Source organism: Streptomyces thermoalcalitolerans (assembly GCF_039525155.1).
Classification (GTDB): Bacteria; Actinomycetota; Actinomycetes; order Streptomycetales; family Streptomycetaceae; genus Streptomyces; species Streptomyces thermovulgaris.
In genome coordinates, this window is record NZ_BAAAHG010000036.1 from 33,733 (window position 1) to 53,016 (window position 19,284).

The 19,284-nt window shown below is 70.8% G+C and carries 22 protein-coding genes; 6 read left to right on the forward strand and 16 right to left on the reverse strand.

Going from position 1 to position 19,284, the window contains the following annotated elements; translation table 11 throughout:
* Positions 1-2: 2 nt before the first annotated feature.
* The 8 genes from ABD224_RS19860 to ABD224_RS19895 all read right to left on the reverse strand — a co-directional run bounded on the left by ABD224_RS19860 (position 3) and on the right by ABD224_RS19895 (position 7,664).
* Positions 3-440 (reverse strand): Fur family transcriptional regulator, encoded by a 438-nt coding sequence (locus ABD224_RS19860; protein ID WP_344051738.1) that lies wholly within the window; start codon positions 438-440, stop codon positions 3-5.
* A gap of 30 nt (positions 441-470) precedes the next feature.
* Positions 471-1,124: a restriction endonuclease subunit S gene (locus ABD224_RS19865; RefSeq protein WP_344051740.1), complete on the reverse strand. Its 654-nt coding sequence runs from the start codon at positions 1,122-1,124 to the stop codon at positions 471-473.
* Positions 1,121-2,617, reverse strand: coding sequence for an N-6 DNA methylase (locus ABD224_RS19870; protein WP_344051742.1), 1,497 nt, complete (start codon positions 2,615-2,617; stop codon positions 1,121-1,123). The genes ABD224_RS19865 and ABD224_RS19870 overlap by 4 nt, the downstream gene beginning before the upstream one ends.
* 188 nt (positions 2,618-2,805) lie before the next feature.
* Positions 2,806-3,462, reverse strand: a complete 657-nt coding sequence (locus tag ABD224_RS19875) for a hypothetical protein (protein ID WP_344051744.1) — start codon at positions 3,460-3,462, stop codon at positions 2,806-2,808.
* A gap of 745 nt (positions 3,463-4,207) precedes the next feature.
* A complete protein-coding gene (locus ABD224_RS19880; protein WP_344051746.1) occupies positions 4,208-4,783 on the reverse strand; it encodes a heme-binding beta-barrel domain-containing protein in 576 nt (191 codons plus the stop codon).
* 222 nt (positions 4,784-5,005) lie between these two features.
* Entirely contained in the window at positions 5,006-5,857 is an 852-nt protein-coding gene (locus tag ABD224_RS19885; RefSeq protein ID WP_344051747.1) for a hypothetical protein, read from the reverse strand.
* Positions 5,854-6,825: a hypothetical protein gene (locus ABD224_RS19890; protein ID WP_344051748.1), complete on the reverse strand. Its 972-nt coding sequence runs from the start codon at positions 6,823-6,825 to the stop codon at positions 5,854-5,856. Before ABD224_RS19890 ends, ABD224_RS19885 begins: the two co-directional genes overlap by 4 nt.
* The gene (locus ABD224_RS19895; RefSeq protein ID WP_344051750.1) at positions 6,822-7,664 is read right to left on the reverse strand and encodes a hypothetical protein; all 843 of its coding nucleotides are present in this window, start codon (positions 7,662-7,664) and stop codon (positions 6,822-6,824) included. The genes ABD224_RS19890 and ABD224_RS19895 overlap by 4 nt, the downstream gene beginning before the upstream one ends.
* A gap of 102 nt (positions 7,665-7,766) precedes the next feature.
* Between ABD224_RS19895 and ABD224_RS19900 the strand changes: the two genes are divergently transcribed.
* On the forward strand, positions 7,767-8,129 hold the full coding sequence (locus ABD224_RS19900) for a DsrE family protein (protein ID WP_067397157.1): 363 nt from the start codon (positions 7,767-7,769) through the stop codon (positions 8,127-8,129).
* A gap of 76 nt (positions 8,130-8,205) precedes the next feature.
* Here ABD224_RS19900 and ABD224_RS19905 read toward each other — a convergent pair whose 3' ends face one another.
* From ABD224_RS19905 to ABD224_RS19935, 8 genes are all read right to left on the reverse strand, one after another.
* Entirely contained in the window at positions 8,206-8,463 is a 258-nt protein-coding gene (locus tag ABD224_RS19905; RefSeq protein ID WP_344051752.1) for a DUF3099 domain-containing protein, read from the reverse strand.
* 170 nt (positions 8,464-8,633) lie between these two features.
* Entirely contained in the window at positions 8,634-8,921 is a 288-nt protein-coding gene (locus ABD224_RS19910) for a DUF1416 domain-containing protein (RefSeq protein ID WP_344051754.1), read from the reverse strand.
* Positions 8,922-8,993: 72 nt separating this feature from the next.
* Complete coding sequence (locus ABD224_RS19915; RefSeq protein ID WP_344051756.1) at positions 8,994-9,839, reverse strand: sulfurtransferase; 846 nt, start codon at positions 9,837-9,839, stop codon at positions 8,994-8,996.
* 152 nt (positions 9,840-9,991) lie between these two features.
* A complete protein-coding gene (locus ABD224_RS29485) occupies positions 9,992-10,072 on the reverse strand; it encodes a putative leader peptide (RefSeq protein ID WP_351007875.1) in 81 nt (26 codons plus the stop codon).
* Positions 10,073-10,296: 224 nt separating this feature from the next.
* Entirely contained in the window at positions 10,297-11,028 is a 732-nt protein-coding gene (locus ABD224_RS19920; protein WP_344051758.1) for an LmeA family phospholipid-binding protein, read from the reverse strand.
* A 315-nt stretch (positions 11,029-11,343) separates the two neighbouring features.
* A complete protein-coding gene (locus ABD224_RS19925; protein WP_344051761.1) occupies positions 11,344-12,501 on the reverse strand; it encodes a hypothetical protein in 1,158 nt (385 codons plus the stop codon).
* Positions 12,502-12,504: 3 nt separating this feature from the next.
* Positions 12,505-12,759 (reverse strand): MoaD/ThiS family protein, encoded by a 255-nt coding sequence (locus ABD224_RS19930; RefSeq protein ID WP_067397163.1) that lies wholly within the window; start codon positions 12,757-12,759, stop codon positions 12,505-12,507.
* Positions 12,760-12,797: 38 nt separating this feature from the next.
* Positions 12,798-13,751, reverse strand: a complete 954-nt coding sequence (locus tag ABD224_RS19935; RefSeq protein ID WP_344051763.1) for an alpha/beta hydrolase — start codon at positions 13,749-13,751, stop codon at positions 12,798-12,800.
* Positions 13,752-14,269: 518 nt separating this feature from the next.
* Between ABD224_RS19935 and ABD224_RS19940 the strand changes: the two genes are divergently transcribed.
* The 5 genes from ABD224_RS19940 to ABD224_RS19960 all read left to right on the forward strand — a co-directional run bounded on the left by ABD224_RS19940 (position 14,270) and on the right by ABD224_RS19960 (position 19,277).
* A complete protein-coding gene (locus ABD224_RS19940) occupies positions 14,270-15,049 on the forward strand; it encodes a response regulator transcription factor (RefSeq protein ID WP_344051765.1) in 780 nt (259 codons plus the stop codon).
* A gap of 117 nt (positions 15,050-15,166) precedes the next feature.
* A complete protein-coding gene (locus ABD224_RS19945; RefSeq protein ID WP_344051768.1) occupies positions 15,167-16,210 on the forward strand; it encodes a LacI family DNA-binding transcriptional regulator in 1,044 nt (347 codons plus the stop codon).
* Between the two features lie 102 nt (positions 16,211-16,312).
* Positions 16,313-16,945 carry a hypothetical protein gene (locus ABD224_RS19950; protein ID WP_344051770.1) on the forward strand — a complete coding sequence of 211 codons (633 nt, stop codon included), beginning with the start codon at positions 16,313-16,315 and terminating at the stop codon, positions 16,943-16,945.
* A gap of 137 nt (positions 16,946-17,082) precedes the next feature.
* Complete coding sequence (locus tag ABD224_RS19955; RefSeq protein WP_344051773.1) at positions 17,083-17,817, forward strand: response regulator transcription factor; 735 nt, start codon at positions 17,083-17,085, stop codon at positions 17,815-17,817.
* Positions 17,814-19,277: a sensor histidine kinase gene (locus ABD224_RS19960; RefSeq protein ID WP_344051775.1), complete on the forward strand. Its 1,464-nt coding sequence runs from the start codon at positions 17,814-17,816 to the stop codon at positions 19,275-19,277. The genes ABD224_RS19955 and ABD224_RS19960 overlap by 4 nt, the downstream gene beginning before the upstream one ends.
* Positions 19,278-19,284: the final 7 nt, after the last annotated feature.

Here is a 19,284-nt window from a genome sequence, read left to right on the forward strand (position 1 = left end):
GCCTACGACTCCGCGGTCGAGCCCTTCGGGGAACAGTCCGCGCAGCGGCCGAAGATGGCGAAGTGCTTCAGATCGGTGTCGAAGCCGAACTGCTCCCGCAGCTTGGCCGTGAAGTCCTCCGCCACCTCCACATCGGCCTCGATCACGCCCTCGCAGTCCCGGCAGACCAGATGCAGATGGTGGTGGCGGTCGGCGAGGTGATAGGTGGGCGCACCATGGCCGAGGTGGGCATGGCTGACCAGCCCCAGCTCCTCCAGCAGCTCCAGGGTGCGGTAGACGGTGGAGATGTTGATCCCCGACGCCGTCTTCCTCACCTCGTTGAGGATGGCGTCGGGGGTCGCATGCTCCAGGGTGTCCACGGCTTCGAGCACGAGCTGTCGCTGCGGCGTCAGCCGGTAGCCGCGCTGTCTGAGGTCGCTCTTCCAGTCGGTGCTCACCACACCGACGAGTCTAGAGCGGGGCGGGCCGAGTCACGGCCCGGCCGACAGAACACCGCTCAACAAGGCGTCGGCGAGCACGCTGCGGTACGCATGCGTCGCGCGAGCGATCTCGGTATGTGCCTGGATCTTGGCGTCCAGGGCGGCAAGCGTGGCACCGATCGCCTCCTGCTCGGCGGCCGGCGGCACGAGGACGGGCAGGTCCCCCAGGGTACGGATGCTCAGTGACGGGATGACGGCACCGACCGCCCGGGTCCTGATCCAGTCCTGTGCGGCCGTCGCACTCAGGTAAGCGGTGAGATACGCGGCCGAGATCCGCCCCCTCTCGGGCAGCCTGAGCCGTACCAGGTTGCGATGGAACAACCAGCCCGCGTGCTCCCCGGTCACCAGGGCGCAGCGGCCCATAGTTCCGGTCCTGGTGAGGAGGATGTCCCCTTCGGCCAACTCGTACTTCACCAGCGTCCGCGCCCGTTCCCAGGAGACCGCGGGGACATCCGCGGCCTCCTCGGTGACGATCCGCTGACCGCGCAGGTCGCGCGGCAGTACGAGGGGGACCCCGCCGTCCGCCTGAGTACGGCCCCTGTCCTCGGGGTGCTGACCCGGCCCGACCTGGATGAACGCGCACAGGTCCCGCAGCGGGCTGTACGACCAGCCGGCTGGCGGCACGAACTCGTCGGTCGTCGTCACAGTCCATACCTCCTGAGCCACCGAGCCACGACGGCGCCGGCCTCCTCCGCCCGCGCGTGCAATGTCTCGATCTCTTCGGAGAGTCTCGCCAGCCTGTCGAGGGTCTCGGCACGATCGGTCGCACCGAGAACCGCAGTTTGGCCGCGCGGCCGGACATACCGCGTGGGATCCAGATTGTGGCCGTGAGCCGCGATGTCCGGCACCGGCACGGTCCGGCTCAGGCCCGGGGTGCCCGCGAAGGAGCGCCCGGCCTCTTTCGCCGTGTGCCAGGACACGTACTCTCCCACCAGCCGTGTGATCTCGCTGTCGGCCAGGGCCCACTGTGTCCGGGAGATCCGGTGTCCGAGATGTCCGCCGGCCACGAACAGCACCTCGGGAGCCGTCGCGCCGTCGAAGCCGGGGGCGCGCAGGAACCAGATCTGTGTCTTGACGGCGGTGAGCGCGAAGAGACCGGCGGGCAGCGCTATCACGCACTCCACGGCCCCGGCCTCGACCAGCCCGGCCCGCACGGTCTCGGCGGCACCGGCGTTGAAGGAGGCCCCGGCCGGCAGCAGGACGGCAGCCCGGCCTCCGGGAGCGAGCCGCGAGACGACGTACTGCAACCAGTCGAACTCGGTCCGGCGGGCAACGCCGTAGGTCCAGTACGGGGGCGGATCCACGTCCTCCAGGCGGCGGCCGAAGGGTGGGTTGGTCAACAGCACGTCGAAGGTGCCCGGGGGGTCGGCGGAGGGACCGAGCGCCGGGGTGAACGGCCCTTCGCCGAGCCGCACGGCGCGACCGTGGTGCACCCGCAGGTTCATCTCCGCCACCTGCCGTTCCAGGGCTTCGGGCACACGGCCGCTGACCAGCGACGGAGCAGTGCCGCCGTCTGCGGCGACCGCGTCCAGGTAGGCGACGAGCAGTTCTCCGGTACGGCTGTAGGGATCGTGCACGCGCACCGCCCCGGGCCGTACGGCGGCCAGCGCACCGGCCATGACCCGGCTCACGGAGGGCGGGGTGAAGAACGCGCCGCCCTCGCGCGCGTATGCGGCACGCCAGAGCACCAGGACGTGGTCGAACGCCGCACGGCTCTCCTGCACGGAGCCCGCGCCGGTACGGCTGAGCGTGTCGGCGAGTACAGTCAGCAGGTTGCGCGAAACCGCCTTCTCCGACGGGTCGTGGTCACGCACCATCCTTTGGAAACTGTCCACGGCCTCGGCCAGGTCGTCGCCGGGATCCGCGATCCGGTTCAGGACGAGATACAGCAGCCACAGGAGATAGCGGTCCAGCGGCATGGGGCCCCGGAGCCGGTCCGCGTCCGGTCCCGCGAGCCGTTCGACTGTTCGGAGCAGCCCACCCGGCGCCCCTCCGGAAAGCCCCGCGCGGAACCGGTCGCCGTATGTCGTTCCCATCGGTTCGCCCGGACGCAGGGCGTTCGCGGGGACGGCCCGTCCGGACAGCCAGGCCAGCACTTCCTCGGCGCGAAACCGCTCCAGTTCGGCTCCTGAGTTCACAGGCCGGGGAAAGTCCGGGTGCCGTCGTTCCCAGTTGGTGACGGCAGGGCGCTTCACCCCGGCCAGGCGAGCGATATCGGACCGGGAGACGAGGCCACCCGCACAGTCCTGACCGGTGTCGCCGTTCCCGGAGCGCGTGTCGAAGTGGGTCACAGCGATTCCCAACGGTTCAGAGATTCAGAAGAGATTCAGAACTGAGGCGGCCTGGTGCCGCGAAGGACCTCGCCCCGGGCTGCGAGCACAGCCGGGAACCTGTCCATGGCCTGCGCTTCCTTGGCGAGTTCGGGACTGAGGTAGCCGAGCAGGCGGTAGATCTTCGCATGGTCTGCGGCAAGATCTCGATGGTGGACGGGCTCGTGGTGCATGATGCGGTTGCGCAGCAGCACCACCGAGAACAGTTCGTCGTAGAGACGGTCCCGCCGACCACGGTAGTGCGGGAACGCCCGGTGCAGGACGGGCACCCAGAAGTGCCGGTCGTAGCCCCGGCTGAGCAGCGACACCCAGAAACCGAAGGAGAGCTCGGCGACGACATCGTCCTCCGTCGTCCGGACCCGGCGCCGCCGGCAGGAACGGTGGGCATCGTCGACGAGCTTCTTTCCGTGCTCGTTCAGTGGTGCGACCGACCACCAGCCCCGTGTGCCGTAATGGTGTACGAGCGTGTTGTGCAGCGCGTTGCGCAGGGCGAGTTCCAGGCAGTGGAGAGGCCCGAACAGGGCAGCCGAGACCTCGACGTTCCACCAGTACAGCCGCACCGCAACCCGGGCATCCCCGCGCGCGGCACGGATGGAGCGCCGCAGTCGCGGTCGGGACAAGGAGTTCTGCATCCACTCGGGTAAGCGGCTCATGGGTCCCCCTCTATGTGGTGTTCGGCATCGGCACACCTACGGACGCCCTGTGCTACGGTGGGCGTGAATGTTCTGGGTCCGCCTCTGCTGTGCATGCCGCCCAGAGCACGGCTTCCGGAGCCCCGGTCGCAGGTGTGTTGCGACCGGGGCTCCGCGTATCTGCGAAGGCAGAAGACAGACGGAGCCCGCCCCCGCGAAGGCAGCAGCACACCAGCCGTAATCCCGCTTCAAGGGCAAGCGCACTGCCATGCACGTCAATCTGTTAACCCCATGTCGCCCTTAACAAGCAACAAGAACGCTCATACGTCACGGACTGACGGTCGCCAGCAAGCGGTCTCGACCAGTGAGAGAGGCCGTGAACACAGGTGCGGGGGTCCGACAGGGGTGATTACCGGGATTCGCAGGATCCGCGCCGAGGCCGGCCCGTGAACGACTGGACATGGGAGTACGGCCCGCGAGGAGTACCCGACCGCAGGGCTCCCCGTCGGTGCGAGGGGGGTGTGAGGGCGCGAGTCAGCGCATCGTCACCGGACTGGCCGCTCTCCGGCACGACGCGGAGACGGCGGACAAACGTCCTCCGGAGGGGAAGCCCGGTGGACCGCGGAACTTCCCCATCGCCGGCGGACACGGATTCACCCAGTTCCTCACCGTCCCAGGGCGCGAGTGCGTCCAGGCCGGCACCGTCGTGTGGAACGGATGAAACGAGTGAACCGGGCGGCGCAAGCCCGCCCGGTTTGCTCAGGCGCTACTTGAAGAACGCGATCCCGTCGTCCGGGAGGTCGTCCGGAAGCGACTTGGCCCAGCGCTCGACCTCCTCGGGGGTGACGACCTTCTTCAGCTGGGCGGACATGTAGGGGCGCAGCGTGACCTCGGGAGTCTGCTTCTCGCCGACCCACATCAGGTCGCCCTTGACGTACCCGTACAGCCGCTTGCCGCCGCTGTAGGGGCGGGATCCGGCGGTGCGGGCGACCGCGTCGGTGACCAGGTCGATCTGCGGCTTCCCGGCGGCCAGCTCGCCGTACCAGATCTCGACGACGCCGTCGTCGCGGGTCATCGTGACCTCGATCTTGCGGTCGGCGTCGATGCGCCAGTAGCCGTACTCGGACTCCAGCGGTTTGACCTTGTTGCCGTCCTTGTCCAGCACCCAGGTGCGGGAGTGGTACTCCAGGAAGTTCCGGCCGTCGTGGGTGAAGGAGACCTCCTGGCCGAAGTTGCACTTCTCGGCGCCCGGGAAGTCGTGCACGCCGGCTCCGGCCCAGTCGCCGAGCAGAAAGGCGAGAGGGACCAGGTCCTTGTGGAGGTCGGACGGGATTTCGATCATGAGCTGCGTTTCTTGGTCGTGGTCAGCGCTGGCCCTGGTACAGCTTCTTCACGGTCAGGTAGGCGAAGGCGAGAACGCCGACGCAGACCAGGACCAACAGGGCTTCGAAGAAGATTTCCACGGGGTGCTCCTCGGTTGAGCAGGGTGCGGTGCGCACCAGGGCCGGGCCCCAGCTTAGTCGGCCGGAACCCGACCCTCCCGGCCGAGGTGCGCCGCCCGGGCTCAGACGAGCAGCCAGCCCTGCAGGGCCACCGTCTGCTGGAAGGGGACGGCGGCGACGGTGCCCTTGCGGGACTGGATGATCACCGCGAGGGTGTCGCCCGCGATCAGGTACGCCTGACGTACCTGTTCGGCGCCGTACGGCATGGTCTCGGTGTAGACGGAGTACAGGATCTCGTCCACCTCGGCCCCGTACGGAAAGCCGATGTCATGGACGAGGGTCTGGGCTCCGCGCACCGCGTAGGTGCCGTCGTACCCGGTGAGTCCCTCGTCGGCCAGGTGGTGCACCAGCGCCGCGGTGTTGAACTGGAGCAGATAGATCCGCGTGTGCGTGCCGTCCTGCGTGGTCCAGCCGCGGGCGGCGATGTGCCGCAGACCGTGGTCGGTCAGATCCTGTCCGAACTTCTTCCGGTCTTCCCGCCGCGCGTACTCCGCGAGGAAGTCCTTCGTCGCCAGCCAGCCGTCCTTGCCGCGCAGGGCCTTGTCCTCCGTCGCGCCCCTGGGGGCGGGCAGGAGGAGGGCCCGCAGGTCGGCGTGGTGGACCCCGGCCACATTGTCCTCGGCGAACGGGCCGGGGCTGCCGGACGGCAGGGGCGGCTTGACGATCCGCGGGTAGTCCCAGCGCCCGTCCGAGGCGGTGGCGAGGCCGGGGAGGTCCGTGCGGTCCAGGGCGGCGATGCCGTACGCCGTTCCCGCTCCGGTCGCCGCGAACACCACGACGGCCGCGATCCAGCGCAGTACGACGGCCCGCAGGATCCGCCGGTCCTTCCTGGGCGAGGGCTCCGGGGCTGCCGGGGAATCCGGGGGAACGCCGACGGGCGAGGCGGTGGTCACGGAGGTCTGCTGCTCGGTCATACGGCCTTCCCCGGGTCCTTGATGCGGTCGAGCTGTGCACGGAGGAAGTCGGCCAGGGTCTTCGTGCCCAGCGGCTTGGGTCCGTACGCGGTGGCGCCGACCAGCACGTCCCCCTGGTACGCGGAGCAGAACACGAGGTCGAGATCGTCGTCGGAGCCCGCGGGCGGCAAAAAGCACCGGGCGTTCTCGTAGCCCTCGATCCTGGGTCCCGCTCGGAAGACCTTCAGGGCGTCGAGGAACTCCTGCTGGAGGGTCGCGATGGAGCGCACGGTCTGCCGGCTCTCCATCCGGGACAGCACGATCTCGACGACGAAGGCGTCCTGGACATCCTCCGAGAAGTGCTGGGCCGCGCCGCCATCGCTGAGGTAGCTGCGCATTGCCATGCCCCTGACACGCTGTTCGTCGAACCGCTTCTCCATCAGCCGCCGCTGGGAGAGGGGCAGGTTCCGCAGCGACTTCTTGCGCAGCGCGGTGGCCCGTGCGCCGCTCAGTTCGGCGTCGGCGCCGAATTCGCCCAGGTCCGGGCCGCGCCCGAATCCGTTCGTACCATAGGGCAGCAGCATGCCCCTCAGGCCGGTGGCCTCGGGCTGCTTGCTCTCCACCAGCGTCTCGGGCCGCTGCCAGACGGGTTTGCCAGGAGCTCGGTCGGCGTCGCGGACGGTCATCACGGTGAAACCGGTGCCGCCGACGAGCGCGGCGAGCAGCACGACGCATCCGGCGATCACCCCGGCGCGCCGGCGTCGGGGGGAGGGCGAGGGCGTGGGTGTCTTTGTGCCCGGGGCCTGTGCAGGCGCCTTCGTTTCCGTCTGCCCGTCGTCGGCCTGCTCCGCGTCCGTCTGCGCGCTGTCCGTCCGCTCGGTGCCGGCCTGTCCTGTGTCCGCCCGCTCGGTGCCGGCCTGCCCCGCGTCCACCCGCGCGCTGTCCGCCTGCTCGTCGCTCGTCCGCTCGCTGTCCGGGTGCTCGCTCACAGCCGCCCCACCTGCCGCTGGGCCAGACTCATGATCTCCTTCTTGGATATGGGCTTGGTGTCGTAGATGTAGATGTCCATGGCGATGTCGCCGCGCCAGGCGTGCGCCCTGGCCGAGTACAGCGGGAGGTAGCCCGGCTCCCGGTAGGGCGAGTCGATCACGTAGGCCCTGCCGTCACCCGTGCCGGGGATGGGCCAGCTGCGACTGCCGGATTCGTGCTCCGCGAAGTACATCCCGTTGTCGGCCTGCTCCGCAGCGGCCACCTTCTCCTCCTGGCGGTACTGCACGAGGTAGATCTCGACCTGGTGCGTATCGGTGGTCCGCCACGAGGTCACCGCGGCACGGCGGAACTCCATCACGAGCTGCTCCGCGAAGGCCTGGCGCGGCTCTTCGTACTCATTCGCGAAGTCGGCGAGAGTCATCCAGCCGTCGTCGCCCAGCGGGTACGAAAGGTCCCGCGCCCCGCTCGGCCGCGGGATCAGCAGCTTGCGCAGGTCGCCGTCGGTTCGCACACGCGGGTCCTGCGCGGCCGGCAGCGGCTCCACCCGGCCCTTGGCCTGCTCCACGACCGTCTGCGGCAGCGGCGGCAGGGGGGTGGGCTCCCGGTCGGCCTGGATCAGATAGCCGGTGCAGGTGCCGGCGACGACGCCGAGGACGGCGGCGGCGGTGAGGAGAAGGGCGGTACGGCCGCGTCGGCGGACGCGGGGCGCGGGGTGCGGTGTCTCCGGTGCTTCCGGTGTTCCTGGTGCTTCCGGTGCTTCCGATGCCGCTCGGGCCTCGGTCGCTTCCGGTGCCGCGGATTCCGCGATTGACTGCTCGGATCTTTCCGGTATGTCCAAGATGTTTCCCCCCAGAACGGGAAGCGCGCCTTCTCTGTGCGCGCTTCAGGGAGACCCTTGGGCGACGTCCAGGGTTGCAGGGAGGGTGACTACGATTCAGGCATGGCGAAGAAGCTCGTGGTCAAGGTGACGGCTGGGGCGGACGCTCCCGAGCGGTGCTCGCAGGCGTTCACGGTGGCGGCGGTGGCCGCGGCCAGTGGAGTCGAGGTCTCGCTGTGGCTGACCGGGGAATCCGCCTGGTTCGCGCTGCCGGGCCGGGCCGCCGAGTTCGAGCTGCCGCACGCCGCTCCGCTGCCGGAGCTGATCGAGTCGATTCTCGCGGCCGGCCGGATCACCCTGTGCACACAGTGCGCGGCCCGCCGGGAGATCACCGAGAAGGACGTGATGGAGGGCATCCGGATCGCGGGCGCGCAGGTCTTCGTCCAGGAGGCGCTGGCCGACGACACGCAGGCGCTCGTCTACTGAGACGTCCCTGCTGCTGAGACACCCTGTCTCGGTCTCGACCCCCGTCTCGCCATCTCGCCGAGGCATCCCGTCGGGGTCAGCGGCGTTTCTTGCCGTCCAGTTCGTCCCACCACTCGTCGGACTGCGGGTCGCCCGACGGGTCGTCCCACCAGCGGTCCTCGGGCCCTCGCCGGTTGGCGATCACCGCGGCGATCGGGGGGATCACCATGGCAGCCAGACACATACCGACCGCCGCGGGGACCGACCAGATCCGCACGACGCCCCACGCCAGGACGAACAGTCCGATACAGGTGCCCATCATGGCGAAGTACACGTGGCGACGCCGTGCGTACATATCTCCAGAGTAGGTCCGCATCCGCCTCGTGCGACCTGCCGAGGCATGCGAAACCTGCCGGGACGTCCCGAAACACGCCGAGACACGCCGAGACACGCCGAAGGGCCGCGCCCCGGGGAGAACGCCCGGGGCGCGGCCCTTCTCGGGAAGGCTTCGGGAAGACCGCGGGGTCAGACCGCGATCGCGACCTCCGCGAGACCGCCCTTCTGAGCGTCGACCGTACGGTCGACGGTGGCGCCGGGGACCAGAGCGCGGACGGTCCAGGTGCCCTCGGCCGCGTAGAACCGGAACTGGCCCGTGGCGGAGGTGGGGACCTCCGCGGTGAACTCGCCGGTCGAGTCCAGGAGACGGACGTAGCCCGCCACCGGCTCGCCGTCGCGGGTCACCTGACCCTGGATCGTCGTCTCACCCGGCCTGATCGTCGAGGCGTCCGGGCCGCCGGCCTTCGCTCCGCACATGTACTGCTCCAGAGGTTCGTTGACGTCGGTGAAGTCGAGGGGATCAGTGAAATCGGGAGGGCCTGAACCGGCTCACTTGCCGGAGCCGAGCTCGATCGGCACGCCCACCAGGGAGCCGTACTCGGTCCAGGAGCCGTCGTAGTTCTTGACGTTCGGGACCTCGAGCAGCTCGTGCAGGACGAACCAGGTCAGCGCGGAGCGCTCACCGATGCGGCAGTAGGCGATGGTGTCCTTGGACAGGTCGATGTTCTCCTTCTCGTAGAGGGCCTTGAGCTCCTCGTCCGACTTGAAGGTGCCGTCGTCGTTGGCGTTCTTCGACCAGGGGATGTTCTTGGCGGTCGGGACGTGGCCCGGGCGCTGCGACTGCTCCTGCGGCAGGTGGGCCGGGGCGAGCAGCTTGCCGGAGAACTCGTCGGGCGAGCGGACGTCGACCAGGTTCTGCTGGCCGATGGCCTTCACCACCTCGTCGCGGAACGCGCGGATGGAGGTGTCCTGCGGCTTGGCCTTGTACTCGGTCTTCGGGCGCTGCGGCACCTCCGTGCCGTCGACCAGCTCGCGGGCGTCCAGCTCCCACTTCTTGCGACCGCCGTCGAGGAGCTTGACGCTCTCGTGGCCGTACAGCTTGAAGTACCAGTACGCGTACGCGGCGAACCAGTTGTTGTTGCCGCCGTAGAGGATCACCGTGTGGTCGTTGGAGATGCCCTTCTCCGACAGGAGCTTCTCGAAGCCCTCCTGGTCGATGAAGTCACGGCGGACCGGGTCCTGGAGGTCCTTCGTCCAGTCGATCCGGATGGCGTTCTTGATGTGGTTCTTGTCGTACGCGGACGTGTCCTCGTCGACCTCGACAATGACGATGTCCGGGTCGTCCAGGTGCTCCTGGAGCCAGTCGGCGTCGACCAGTACGTCGCTGCGGCTCATGCTCAATCTCCTCCGGGGCAGTTGCGGCGGGGGGTGCGGGTGTAGAGGTGCGGAAGCGCGCCGGTGCACGGTGCGGTACCGGGCGGGGTACGCGGCGCACGGATGGCCCCGGAATCGCGTACGGGGCCGGCGATACGGGAGAAGGCTCCCGCTCAGAAAGTGCGACAGAGCATGGCAGCCACGCGGCACAGGTCCACTGCCCGCCGCTTCGTGAGATCTGCCTGTCGCTGCATGGGGTAGATCGTAGGGAGGGACGGGCGGCTGTGTCACCGGCGTGTCGGATGCTGAGACGACATCGTCCGGGATACGGGAGGAAAGACAGAAAGGGGAGGTCTCCGCGGGCTCCCCGGACGCCCGCGCCTCCCCTTGTCCCCGCATCGTTTCTGCGGTACGGACGACGGCGTCTCACCTGCCGGACACCCTGTCGTCCGCCGGCTGTGGTCCCGCCCGGCGAGTCCTACCCGGCGAGCCTGACGTTCGAACCCTTCACCGTGATCTCGAGGCCGTCCTTCACCACCCGCACCGAGTCCAGCTTGATCCCGCCGGGCAGCCGGTCGATCGTCTGCTGGAAGTCGGTGACCGACCGGATGCGGTCCTCGGCGGGCTGCACACCGCCGAACTCGGGCAGCCCTTCGGCCTTCACCTGCACCTTGTCGTCCCGCACGGTGACCGAGCTGAGCACGGTGCCGGGCACCTCCTTGCCCAGGACCGTGCTCACGACGTCGACCTTGATCTTGCCGTTGCCGCCGTCGGACAGGCCGACCACCTGGGAGGTCACACCGGGGAAGACCTGCTTGGGCTCGGACCTGGCGGCCTTCAGCAGCTGGTCGTAGGCGATGAGCGCGGTGCCGGTGGTCTCGGAGGCGGTGGCCGAGCGGTAGCCGCCGGAGAAGCGCACGCCCTTCATGCTCGCCTCGAGGTCGTCGATACGGATCGTCTGCTCGCCCTTGCCGGTGGGCGCCTCGTAGCTCTTGATGCCGATCTTGATGTCCTCGAGCTCACCGCTCACCACCTGGGTGAGGAACGGGAAGCCGTTGATGGACACCTCGGGGGTGCTCGCCAGGTTCTCGGTCGTCCTGAGGCGGTCGGCGGCCTGGTCCTCCGCGAAGTGCACCGCGATCCGGTCGACCGCCACGAACAGCAGCCCCAGGACCACGGCGACGATCAGAAGTGCTCGCAGTGCGCGCATGCGGTGTCTCCCCCCACGGTTTGGGATCAGGGTCTGCGATTCGGACGGCTGTGCGACCGTCGGCGGGAGCCTAACCCCGAAAACGGCCTACTCAGGATTTTGTTGATCAGCTGTGACAAGAGGTGCGGCCGGGGAGGCCGCCCGGAGCGGACCGGCTCCGGTGCGCGGGGCTCCGCGGCCGAGCCGAGCCCCGCGCCCCACGGCACGGTCCGCACGACATCCCAGGACGGCATCCCAGGACGGCATCCCGGGACGGCATCCCAGGACGGCATCCCAGGACGGCATCCCGGGCGGCACCTCTAACCCAGCACCCGGCTAACCCAGCACCCGGCCCAGCACCCACATCACCGGTGCCGCCATCGTGAGCGGCAGGGTGACACCGGCCGTGAAGTGCACGAAACGCGACGGGTAGTCGTAGGCGGCCACACGGTGGCCGATCAGGGCGCACACCGCCGCGCCCGCGCCGAGCAGCGCGCCCTTCGGGCCCACGTCGGTCATGCCGCCGACCGCGATGCCCATGCCCGCCGCCGCGAGCAGCGCGACGACGGCGGAGGCCGCGGTGGGCAGCGGCAGCGCACGCGCCAGGACGGTCGCCGCGACCGCCGCCGCGCCGATCGCGACCGCGTCCGGGGCGGCGGCCAGATAGCCGGTCGCCACGATGGCCAGCGCCGCCGAGGCGACGGTCGCCATCAGGCCGTACATCCGCTCGTCCGGGTCGGCGTGCGAGCGTAGCTGGAGGACGAGCGAGAGCAGCACCCACACCCCGAGCGTGCCCAGGATGGCCGCCGGCGCGTTCTCACGGCCCGCGCCCAGCACGGCCACGTCCGCGACGAGCGCGCCGGCGAAGCCCAGGGCGATGCCCTGGCGGGCGGGCCACATGCCGTTCAGCCGGAACCAGCCCGCGGCCGTCACGGCCTGGAGCACGATCAGCGGCACGAGCAGCGCATAGGTGCCGAGCTCGGCCGCACCGGCCAGCAGCAGTCCCAGCAGCGCGGTGAGCGCGGCCGGCTGCATCCCGGGGTCGATGATCGGCGAGCGTCCCTCGGCACGGGCCCGCTGGGCGTCGGTGAGGCGGGGGGTGCCGGCGAGGGTGGCGGGGCCGTAGGCGGGCTCGTCCCCGTGGGAGGCGGGCGTCGCGGGAGCGGCGGCCGGCGGCTGCGGCGGTGCGGGGGCCGCCGGCTCCGGGGCTCCCACCGGGGGCAGGTACGCCGTCTCCGCGGTGGCGGCAGCGGCGGACAGCTGCGGGTGCGTCCGGGTGTCCCAGGTCGGTCCCTGCCACTGCTGGGTGTGCTGGAGGGCGTCCTGCGGATCGCCGTGTGCCTGCTGCCCGGGCCACTGCTGCGGCCCGGGGTGGGGGGACGGCTGCCGCGGGGCGGACGCCTGCGGGTACGGCTGCCCGTACGGGCTGTACCCGGCGTGGGAGTTCTGGTGGGGGTTCTCGTTCCAGGGCCCCTCGTACGACCGGTCGGTCATCGCTCACCCTCCTGCGAAGGGCGGGAGCACCTCGACCGTGCCGCCCTCGGTCAGCCGTACCGTCTCATGTCCGCGTGTTCCCACGGGGTCACCGTCGATCAGGAACGAGCAGCGTTCCAGGACGCGGACGAGTTCACCGGGGTGCCGCTCACGCACCGCGGCGAGCGCCTGGGCGAGCGTCTCCGCCTCGTACGGCTCCTCGGCGACCCCGGCCGCGGCCTTCGCCGCCGCCCAGTAGCGCACCGTGACCTTTGCCATCCCGTTCCTCAAGTCACTCGGCAATGAACAGGGCCAGGCTAGCCCGCCCGGGTAAGAGCCCAGCGCGCGATGCGGTGCAGCAGTTCGTCGTCGGCGGCGGTCTCGGCGTGGCCCATGCCGTGTTCCAGCCACAGTTCCCCGTGGTCACCGGCGGCCGCGGCCAGCATCCGGGGGTGGTCGAGGGGGAAGTAGCCGTCCCGGTCGCCGTGCACGATCAGCAGGGGGGTGGGCGCGATGAGGGGGACCGCCTCCACCGGGGAGAGCGGGACCGGGTCCCAGTCGCGGTGGTGGATGCGGGTGCGCAGCCCGTAGCGGCTCAGCAGGCGGCCCTCGGGGCGGGTGACCAGCCAGTGCAGCCGGCGCATGGGGGCCGTGCCCCGGTAGTACCAGCGCGCGGGTGCGCTGACCGAGACCACGGCGTCCGTGCGTGCCCCGGTCCGCACCTCGGCCCGTGCCGTAGTCCGCGCCGCGGTCCGCGCCGTGGTCCGCGCCGCGGTCCGTGCCTCGTCCGTCGGACCGCCGCCGTACAGGGCCGCGTGCCGCAGCACCACCGAGCCGCCCATGGAGAAGCCGACGGTCACCACGCGCGCGTGCCCGAAGCCCCGCGCCCACGCGACCGCCGCCGCCAGATCCAGCACCTCGCGGTCGCCGACGGTCGAGCGTCCGCCGGAGGCACCGTGGCCGCGGAAGGAGAAGGTCACGACGGCGCCGTGCTGCGCCAGGGCCCGCGCCACCCGGCGCACATGCGGCCGCTCCAGCGCGCCGGTGAACCCGTGTGCGACCACGAACACCAGGTCGTCCGACCCCTCGTGAACGCCCCCGTGCGCGCCCCCGAGTGCGCCCTCGTGCGCAGCCGTCCGGCGCTCGTACACCGCGTCGAGCGTCACCCCGTCCGCCGTGCGCAGGAACGTCCTGACACGTGCTGTGGGCGCCGGCCGGACCCCCGCGCTGTCCGTCGAACGCACCACATGACCTGTCGACCCCGTGCCCATGTCGGTTATTCTGCTTCGAAAGAGGACTCGGGCAGTGAAGCCCCCGAGTCCTTTTGTGGTTTTTGTGCTGTCGAGAGCGTTGTATACGACGCGGGCAACCGCGGGTGTACGGGGCCGTCGATCGCGCAGTGGCTCCCCGGAGCCACAGCGGGTCCCAGGGGCGCGGGATTCGCATCACCGACGAAGCAGTGCCGCACAACTCCTCCACCGCCGAGGGCGTGGGAGGTACCCATCACAGGGACCCGAGGAGGAACACGACGCATGGACGAGCGAACCGCGCACGAACGCCCGCCGGTCCGGGCAGGGGCCTCTCTCCTGGCCGGCTCCCCGCCCGGCCCTCTGCCCGATCCCCCGTTCGCCTCTCCGCCCGCCCCCCTGCCATCCGGTCTTCTGCCCCCCGATCCTCTGCCGTCCGGCCCCCTGTCGTCCGACCCCCTGCCGTCCGACCCCCTGCCGTCCGATGCCCTGTCGTCCGCTCTCCCGTCCGAGCGGAACCGGGGTCCCGAGGGAGGGATGCGATGAGTTCCCTGCTGCTCCTGACCAACGCCCTCCAGCCGTCGGCGGAGGTGCTCCCCGCCCTGGGTCTGCTGCTGCACAACGTGCGTGTGGCCCCGGCGGAGGGCCCCGCGCTCATGGACACCCCGAACGCCGACGTCATCCTGGTCGACGGACGGCGCGACCTGCCGCAGGTGCGCAGTCTGTGCCGGATGCTGCGCTCCACGGGCCTGAGCTGTCCGCTGATCCTCGTGGTCACCGAGGGCGGCCTCGCGGCCGTCACCGCCGACTGGGGCATCGACGACGTCCTGCTGGACACCGCGGGCCCCGCCGAGGTGGAGGCCCGGATCCGGCTGGCCATGGGCCGCCAGCAGCTGGCGGGCGACGACTCCCCCCTGGAGATCCGCACCGGCGACCTCTCCGTGGACGAGGCGACCTACAGCGCCAAGATCAAGGGCAAGGTGCTGAACCTGACCTTCAAGGAGTTCGAGCTCCTGAAGTACCTCGCGCAGCACCCGGGCCGGGTCTTCACCCGCGCCCAGCTGCTGCAGGAGGTCTGGGGCTACGACTACTTCGGCGGCACCCGGACGGTCGACGTGCACGTCCGGAGGCTGCGGGCCAAGCTCGGCCCCGAGCACGAGTCGCTGATCGGAACCGTCCGGAACGTCGGCTACCGGTTCGTCGTCCCCGAGAAGGTCGAGCGTGCCGCGGACGAGGCCCAGGCCGAGGCGACCCGGCCGAAGCCGGACAATTCCGACTCCGCGGACGACCCGGCGCCCGAACGGGCCCGCGCACAGGCATAGGGAAGGCGTGACGAAGGCACAGGGAGTGCTCCGGCAGGGCGTCGCGGGCGTCGCGTTCGCACGTCCACGCTTCGATACGCCCTGCCCGGAACAGGTCCATCCGCGTAGACTCCGCGCGTGGCCAAGGTGACTCGTGACGACGTGGCGCGGCTGGCGGGAACGTCCACCGCGGTGGTCAGCTACGTCATCAACAACGGACCCCGGCCGGTGGCCCCGGCCACGCGTGAACGCGTCCTCGCCGCGATCAAGGAGCTGGGGTACCGGCCCGACCGGGTCGCCCAGGCGATGGCCTCACGGCGCACGGACCTCATAGGCCTGATCGTCCCCGACGCCCGCCAGCCCTTCTTCGGCGAGATGGCGCACGCGGTGGAGTGGGCCGCGGCCGAGCGCGGAAAGATGGTGCTCGTCGGCAACTCCGACTACGTGGCCGAGCGCGAGGTCCACTATCTGCGCGCGTTCCTCGGAATGCGTGTCTCCGGTCTGATCCTGGTCAGCCACGCGCTGAACGACCTGGCCGCCGCCGAGATCGAGGCCTGGGACGCCCGGGTGGTGCTGCTGCACGAGCGGCCCGAGTCCATCGACGACGTGGCCGTGGTCACCGACGACCTCGGCGGTGCCCAGCTCGCCGTACGCCATCTGCTGGAGCACGGCTACGAGTACGTCGCCTGCATGGGCGGCACGGCCGACACCCCGCCCGTGGGCGACCCGGTCTCCGACCACGTCGAGGGCTGGCGGCGCGCGATGGCCGAGGCCGGCCTCTCCACCGAGGGGCGTCTGTTCGAGGCGCCGTACAACCGCTACGACGCCTACCAGGTCGCCCTGGAGATCCTCTCGGGCCCGAACCGCCCCCCGGCGATCTTCTGCTCCACCGACGACCAGGCGATCGGCCTGCTGCGGGCCGCGCGTGAACTGCGCATCGACGTACCGGGTGAGCTGGCGGTGGCGGGGTTCGACGACATCAAGGAGGCGGCGCTGGCGGATCCGCCGCTGACGACGGTCGCCTCGGACCGGTCGGCGATGGCCCGGACGGCCGTGGACCTGGTGCTGGACGACGCGCTGCGGGTCTCCGGTTCCCGGCGGGACCGGCTGAAGGTGTTCCCGACGCGGCTGGTGGTACGGCGGTCCTGCGGCTGCGAGAAGCCGCAGGACGAAGCGCGGTAGCGCCGTCGCTCAGCGTTTCCTCATATGGGGCGCCCGAGCTTCTGTCGGGCTTTTCAGCCGGGACTCAGGTGTCTTTCATGATCACGGGTCACTCTCTTCACCATGAGCGAGAGCACCCGCCGCGACGGCGCGTACGAGGACTCCCGGCGTGACGGCCGGGCCCCTGCGGCCTGTGAGCGGCCGTCCCCGGCGGCCCCGGCGGTCCCGGAGGCCCCGACGGCTCCGGAGGCCCCGACGGCTCCGGCGGCCCTGACGGCCCCGGCGGCCCCGGCGTCCGGGGCGTCCCCGTACGTCCCCACGCCCTCCGCGGCCATGGGCTGCGGCACCGGCGGCTCCCGGGCTCTCGCTCCGGCCGGGCTCCGAGGGGCCTGCGGCCCCAGGACGGCAGCCCCCGGCATCCTCTCCTCCTCCCCCACCCCCCACAGGGCGGCCCGGACCGACGCGTCCCCCGCCCCGGGCGGCTCCGGCGGCACGCCGACCGCCGCCGGCCACGGCCCCTACGGCAAGGAGTACGCCATGATCCAGCAGATCGTGCACGAGACCAGCGACACCGTGGACGCGACCGCCCCCGCCGGTCTCGTCCAGGCCCTGACCGTCGCGAAGGACCTCCACGGCCCGGCGCACCGCTCCTCCGCCGTCGTGACGTTCCCCGAGCTGATGGGCCTGCGCATCCCCGCCGGGCGTCCGCACCGGTACAAGGTGCCGCTGAAGCGGCTCACCGCCATGGCGGCATAAGACACGGCACACGCACTCCGGGCCGCATGCCGCGGCCCGGAAACATGCGACACCATGCGACGCTGAGAGCGTCCCACCCGGGACGGCCCCGAGCCGGCCGGTCCCCGCACCCGAGCAGCCCGAGGAACCCACGACCGATGAGCCCTGCCGACGGCGACCGTGACCCCCAGCGCATCCTGATCGTCGACGACGAGCCGGCGGTCCGCGAAGCACTCCAGCGCAGCCTCGCCTTCGAGGGGTACGACACCGAGGTCGCCGTCGACGGCGCGGACGCGCTGGACAAGGCGAGCACCTACAAGCCCGACCTGGTGGTCCTCGACATCCAGATGCCCCGGATGGACGGTCTGACCGTGGCCCGCCGCATCCGCGGCGCCGGGGACACCACCCCCATCCTGATGCTGACCGCCCGCGACACCGTCGGCGACCGGGTCACCGGCCTGGACGCCGGCGCGGACGACTACCTGGTCAAGCCGTTCGAGCTGGACGAGCTGTTCGCCCGTATCCGGGCGCTGCTGCGCCGCATCTCCTATGCGACGACCGTGGCGGGCACGGCCCAGGAGGGCGAGGTCCTGGCCTTCGCCGACCTGCGCATGGACCTGGCCACCCGCGAGGTCACCCGCGGCGGCCGGCAGGTGGAGCTGACCCGCACGGAGTTCAACCTGCTGGAGATGTTCATGGCCCATCCGCGCCAGGTGCTCACCCGTGAGCAGATCCTGAAGGCGGTCTGGGGCTTCGACTTCGAGCCCTCGTCGAACTCCCTCGACGTCTACGTCATGTATCTGCGCCGCAAGACCGAGGCCGGCGGCGAGCCGCGTCTGGTGCACACCGTCCGCGGAGTCGGATACGTACTGCGACAGGGCGGCGCCGAGTGAGAAAGGTCGTCCGCCGGTTCCGTACGCTGCCGATCCGCTCCCGCCTGGCCCTGCTGGTGGCGGCGGTGGTGGCGTTCGCGGTGGCGGCGGTCTCCCTGACGTGCTGGTTCTTCGTGCAGGGGAAGCTGTACGACGAGGTCGACGCCCGGCTCTCGAGTTACGGCAGGGTGACCGCCGCCACGGCGACGGCGCTGATCGCCCGGTGCTCGCAGACGACGGACGACTCCTCGGAGGACATGCAGCGCTCGAACCTCTATGTGCAGCTGGTGACGCCGGAGGGCAAGTTCTGCGTGGAACCCTGGTCCCCGGGGGTGATCAAGGTCACACAGGCGGACCGGAAGGTGGCCGCCGCCCCCGACGTGGGCAAGCGCGACTTCCACACCGCCACCGACACACAAGGCAACACCATCCGTGTGATGACCGTCGCCGTCCCGACGAGCCCCGGTCCCAGCGCCGAGGCGGTGCCGGGCATCGCCTTCATGCTCGGCCTCTCCCTCGAGGGCACCGAGAACACCCTCGGCGACCTGGCCCTGCTGCTGCTCCTCGTCTCCGGCGTGGGAGTCCTCGGCTCCGGGGCCGCCGGTCTCGCGGTCGCCCGGGCGGGTCTGCGCCCGGTGGACAAGCTCACCCAGGCGGTGGAGCACGTGGCCCGCACCGAGGACCTGACGATCCGCATCCCCGTGGAGGACGACAGCGAGGACGAGATCGCCCGGCTGTCCCGCTCCTTCAACTCCATGACCTCGGCCCTCGCCAGCTCCCGGGACCTGCAGAAACAGCTGATCGCGGACGCGGGGCACGAGCTGCGCACCCCGCTGACCTCGCTCCGTACGAACATCGAACTCCTCACCCGCAGCGAGGAGACCGGCCGCCCGCTCCCCGAGGCCGACCGCAAGGCACTGCTCACCTCGGTCAAGGCCCAGATGACCGAGCTGGCCTCCCTGATCGGCGACCTTCAGGAACTGTCCCGCTCGGAGGGGCAGCGAGGCGAACGGGTCGAGATCATCGCCTTCCACGACACCGTGGAGGCGGCGCTGCGCCGCGCCCGGCTGCGCGGCCCGGAGCTGAGCATCACGGCGGACCTGTCCCCCTGGTACGTACGGGCGGAGCCGTCCGCGCTGGAGCGAGCGGTCGTCAACATCCTCGACAACGCGGTGAAGTTCAGCCCCGAGGGCGGCACGATCGAGGTCGTCCTCGACCAGGGCACCCTCACCGTCCGCGACCACGGCCCCGGCATCCCCGCCGAGGAACTCCCCTACGTCTTCGACCGCTTCTGGCGCTCCCCGAGCGCCCGCGCCCTCCCCGGCTCGGGCCTCGGCCTGTCCATCGTGGCCCGCACGGTCCAGCAGGCCGGCGGCGAGGTCGCCCTGACCCCGGCGGAGGGCGGCGGCACGGTGGCGACGGTACGTCTCCCGGGTGCTCCCGTCCCGCCGCCGGAGGGACCGTACGGAACGGGCGCTTGAACTGGCG

Coding starts and splice junctions, on each gene's coding strand:
- ABD224_RS19875 (WP_344051744.1), bottom strand. CDS start 3,462: ATGAGCCGCTTACCCGAGTGGATGCAGAACTCCTTGTCCCGACCGCGA.
- ABD224_RS19880 (WP_344051746.1), bottom strand. CDS start 4,783: ATGATCGAAATCCCGTCCGACCTCCACAAGGACCTGGTCCCTCTCGCC.
- ABD224_RS19885 (WP_344051747.1), bottom strand. CDS start 5,857: ATGACCGAGCAGCAGACCTCCGTGACCACCGCCTCGCCCGTCGGCGTT.
- ABD224_RS19900 (WP_067397157.1), top strand. CDS start 7,767: ATGGCGAAGAAGCTCGTGGTCAAGGTGACGGCTGGGGCGGACGCTCCC.
- ABD224_RS19905 (WP_344051752.1), bottom strand. CDS start 8,463: ATGTACGCACGGCGTCGCCACGTGTACTTCGCCATGATGGGCACCTGT.
- ABD224_RS19910 (WP_344051754.1), bottom strand. CDS start 8,921: ATGTGCGGAGCGAAGGCCGGCGGCCCGGACGCCTCGACGATCAGGCCG.
- ABD224_RS19915 (WP_344051756.1), bottom strand. CDS start 9,839: ATGAGCCGCAGCGACGTACTGGTCGACGCCGACTGGCTCCAGGAGCAC.
- ABD224_RS29485 (WP_351007875.1), bottom strand. CDS start 10,072: ATGCAGCGACAGGCAGATCTCACGAAGCGGCGGGCAGTGGACCTGTGC.
- ABD224_RS19920 (WP_344051758.1), bottom strand. CDS start 11,028: ATGCGCGCACTGCGAGCACTTCTGATCGTCGCCGTGGTCCTGGGGCTG.
- ABD224_RS19925 (WP_344051761.1), bottom strand. CDS start 12,501: ATGACCGACCGGTCGTACGAGGGGCCCTGGAACGAGAACCCCCACCAG.
- ABD224_RS19930 (WP_067397163.1), bottom strand. CDS start 12,759: ATGGCAAAGGTCACGGTGCGCTACTGGGCGGCGGCGAAGGCCGCGGCC.
- ABD224_RS19935 (WP_344051763.1), bottom strand. CDS start 13,751: ATGGGCACGGGGTCGACAGGTCATGTGGTGCGTTCGACGGACAGCGCG.
- ABD224_RS19940 (WP_344051765.1), top strand. CDS start 14,270: ATGAGTTCCCTGCTGCTCCTGACCAACGCCCTCCAGCCGTCGGCGGAG.
- ABD224_RS19950 (WP_344051770.1), top strand. CDS start 16,313: ATGAGCGAGAGCACCCGCCGCGACGGCGCGTACGAGGACTCCCGGCGT.
- ABD224_RS19955 (WP_344051773.1), top strand. CDS start 17,083: ATGAGCCCTGCCGACGGCGACCGTGACCCCCAGCGCATCCTGATCGTC.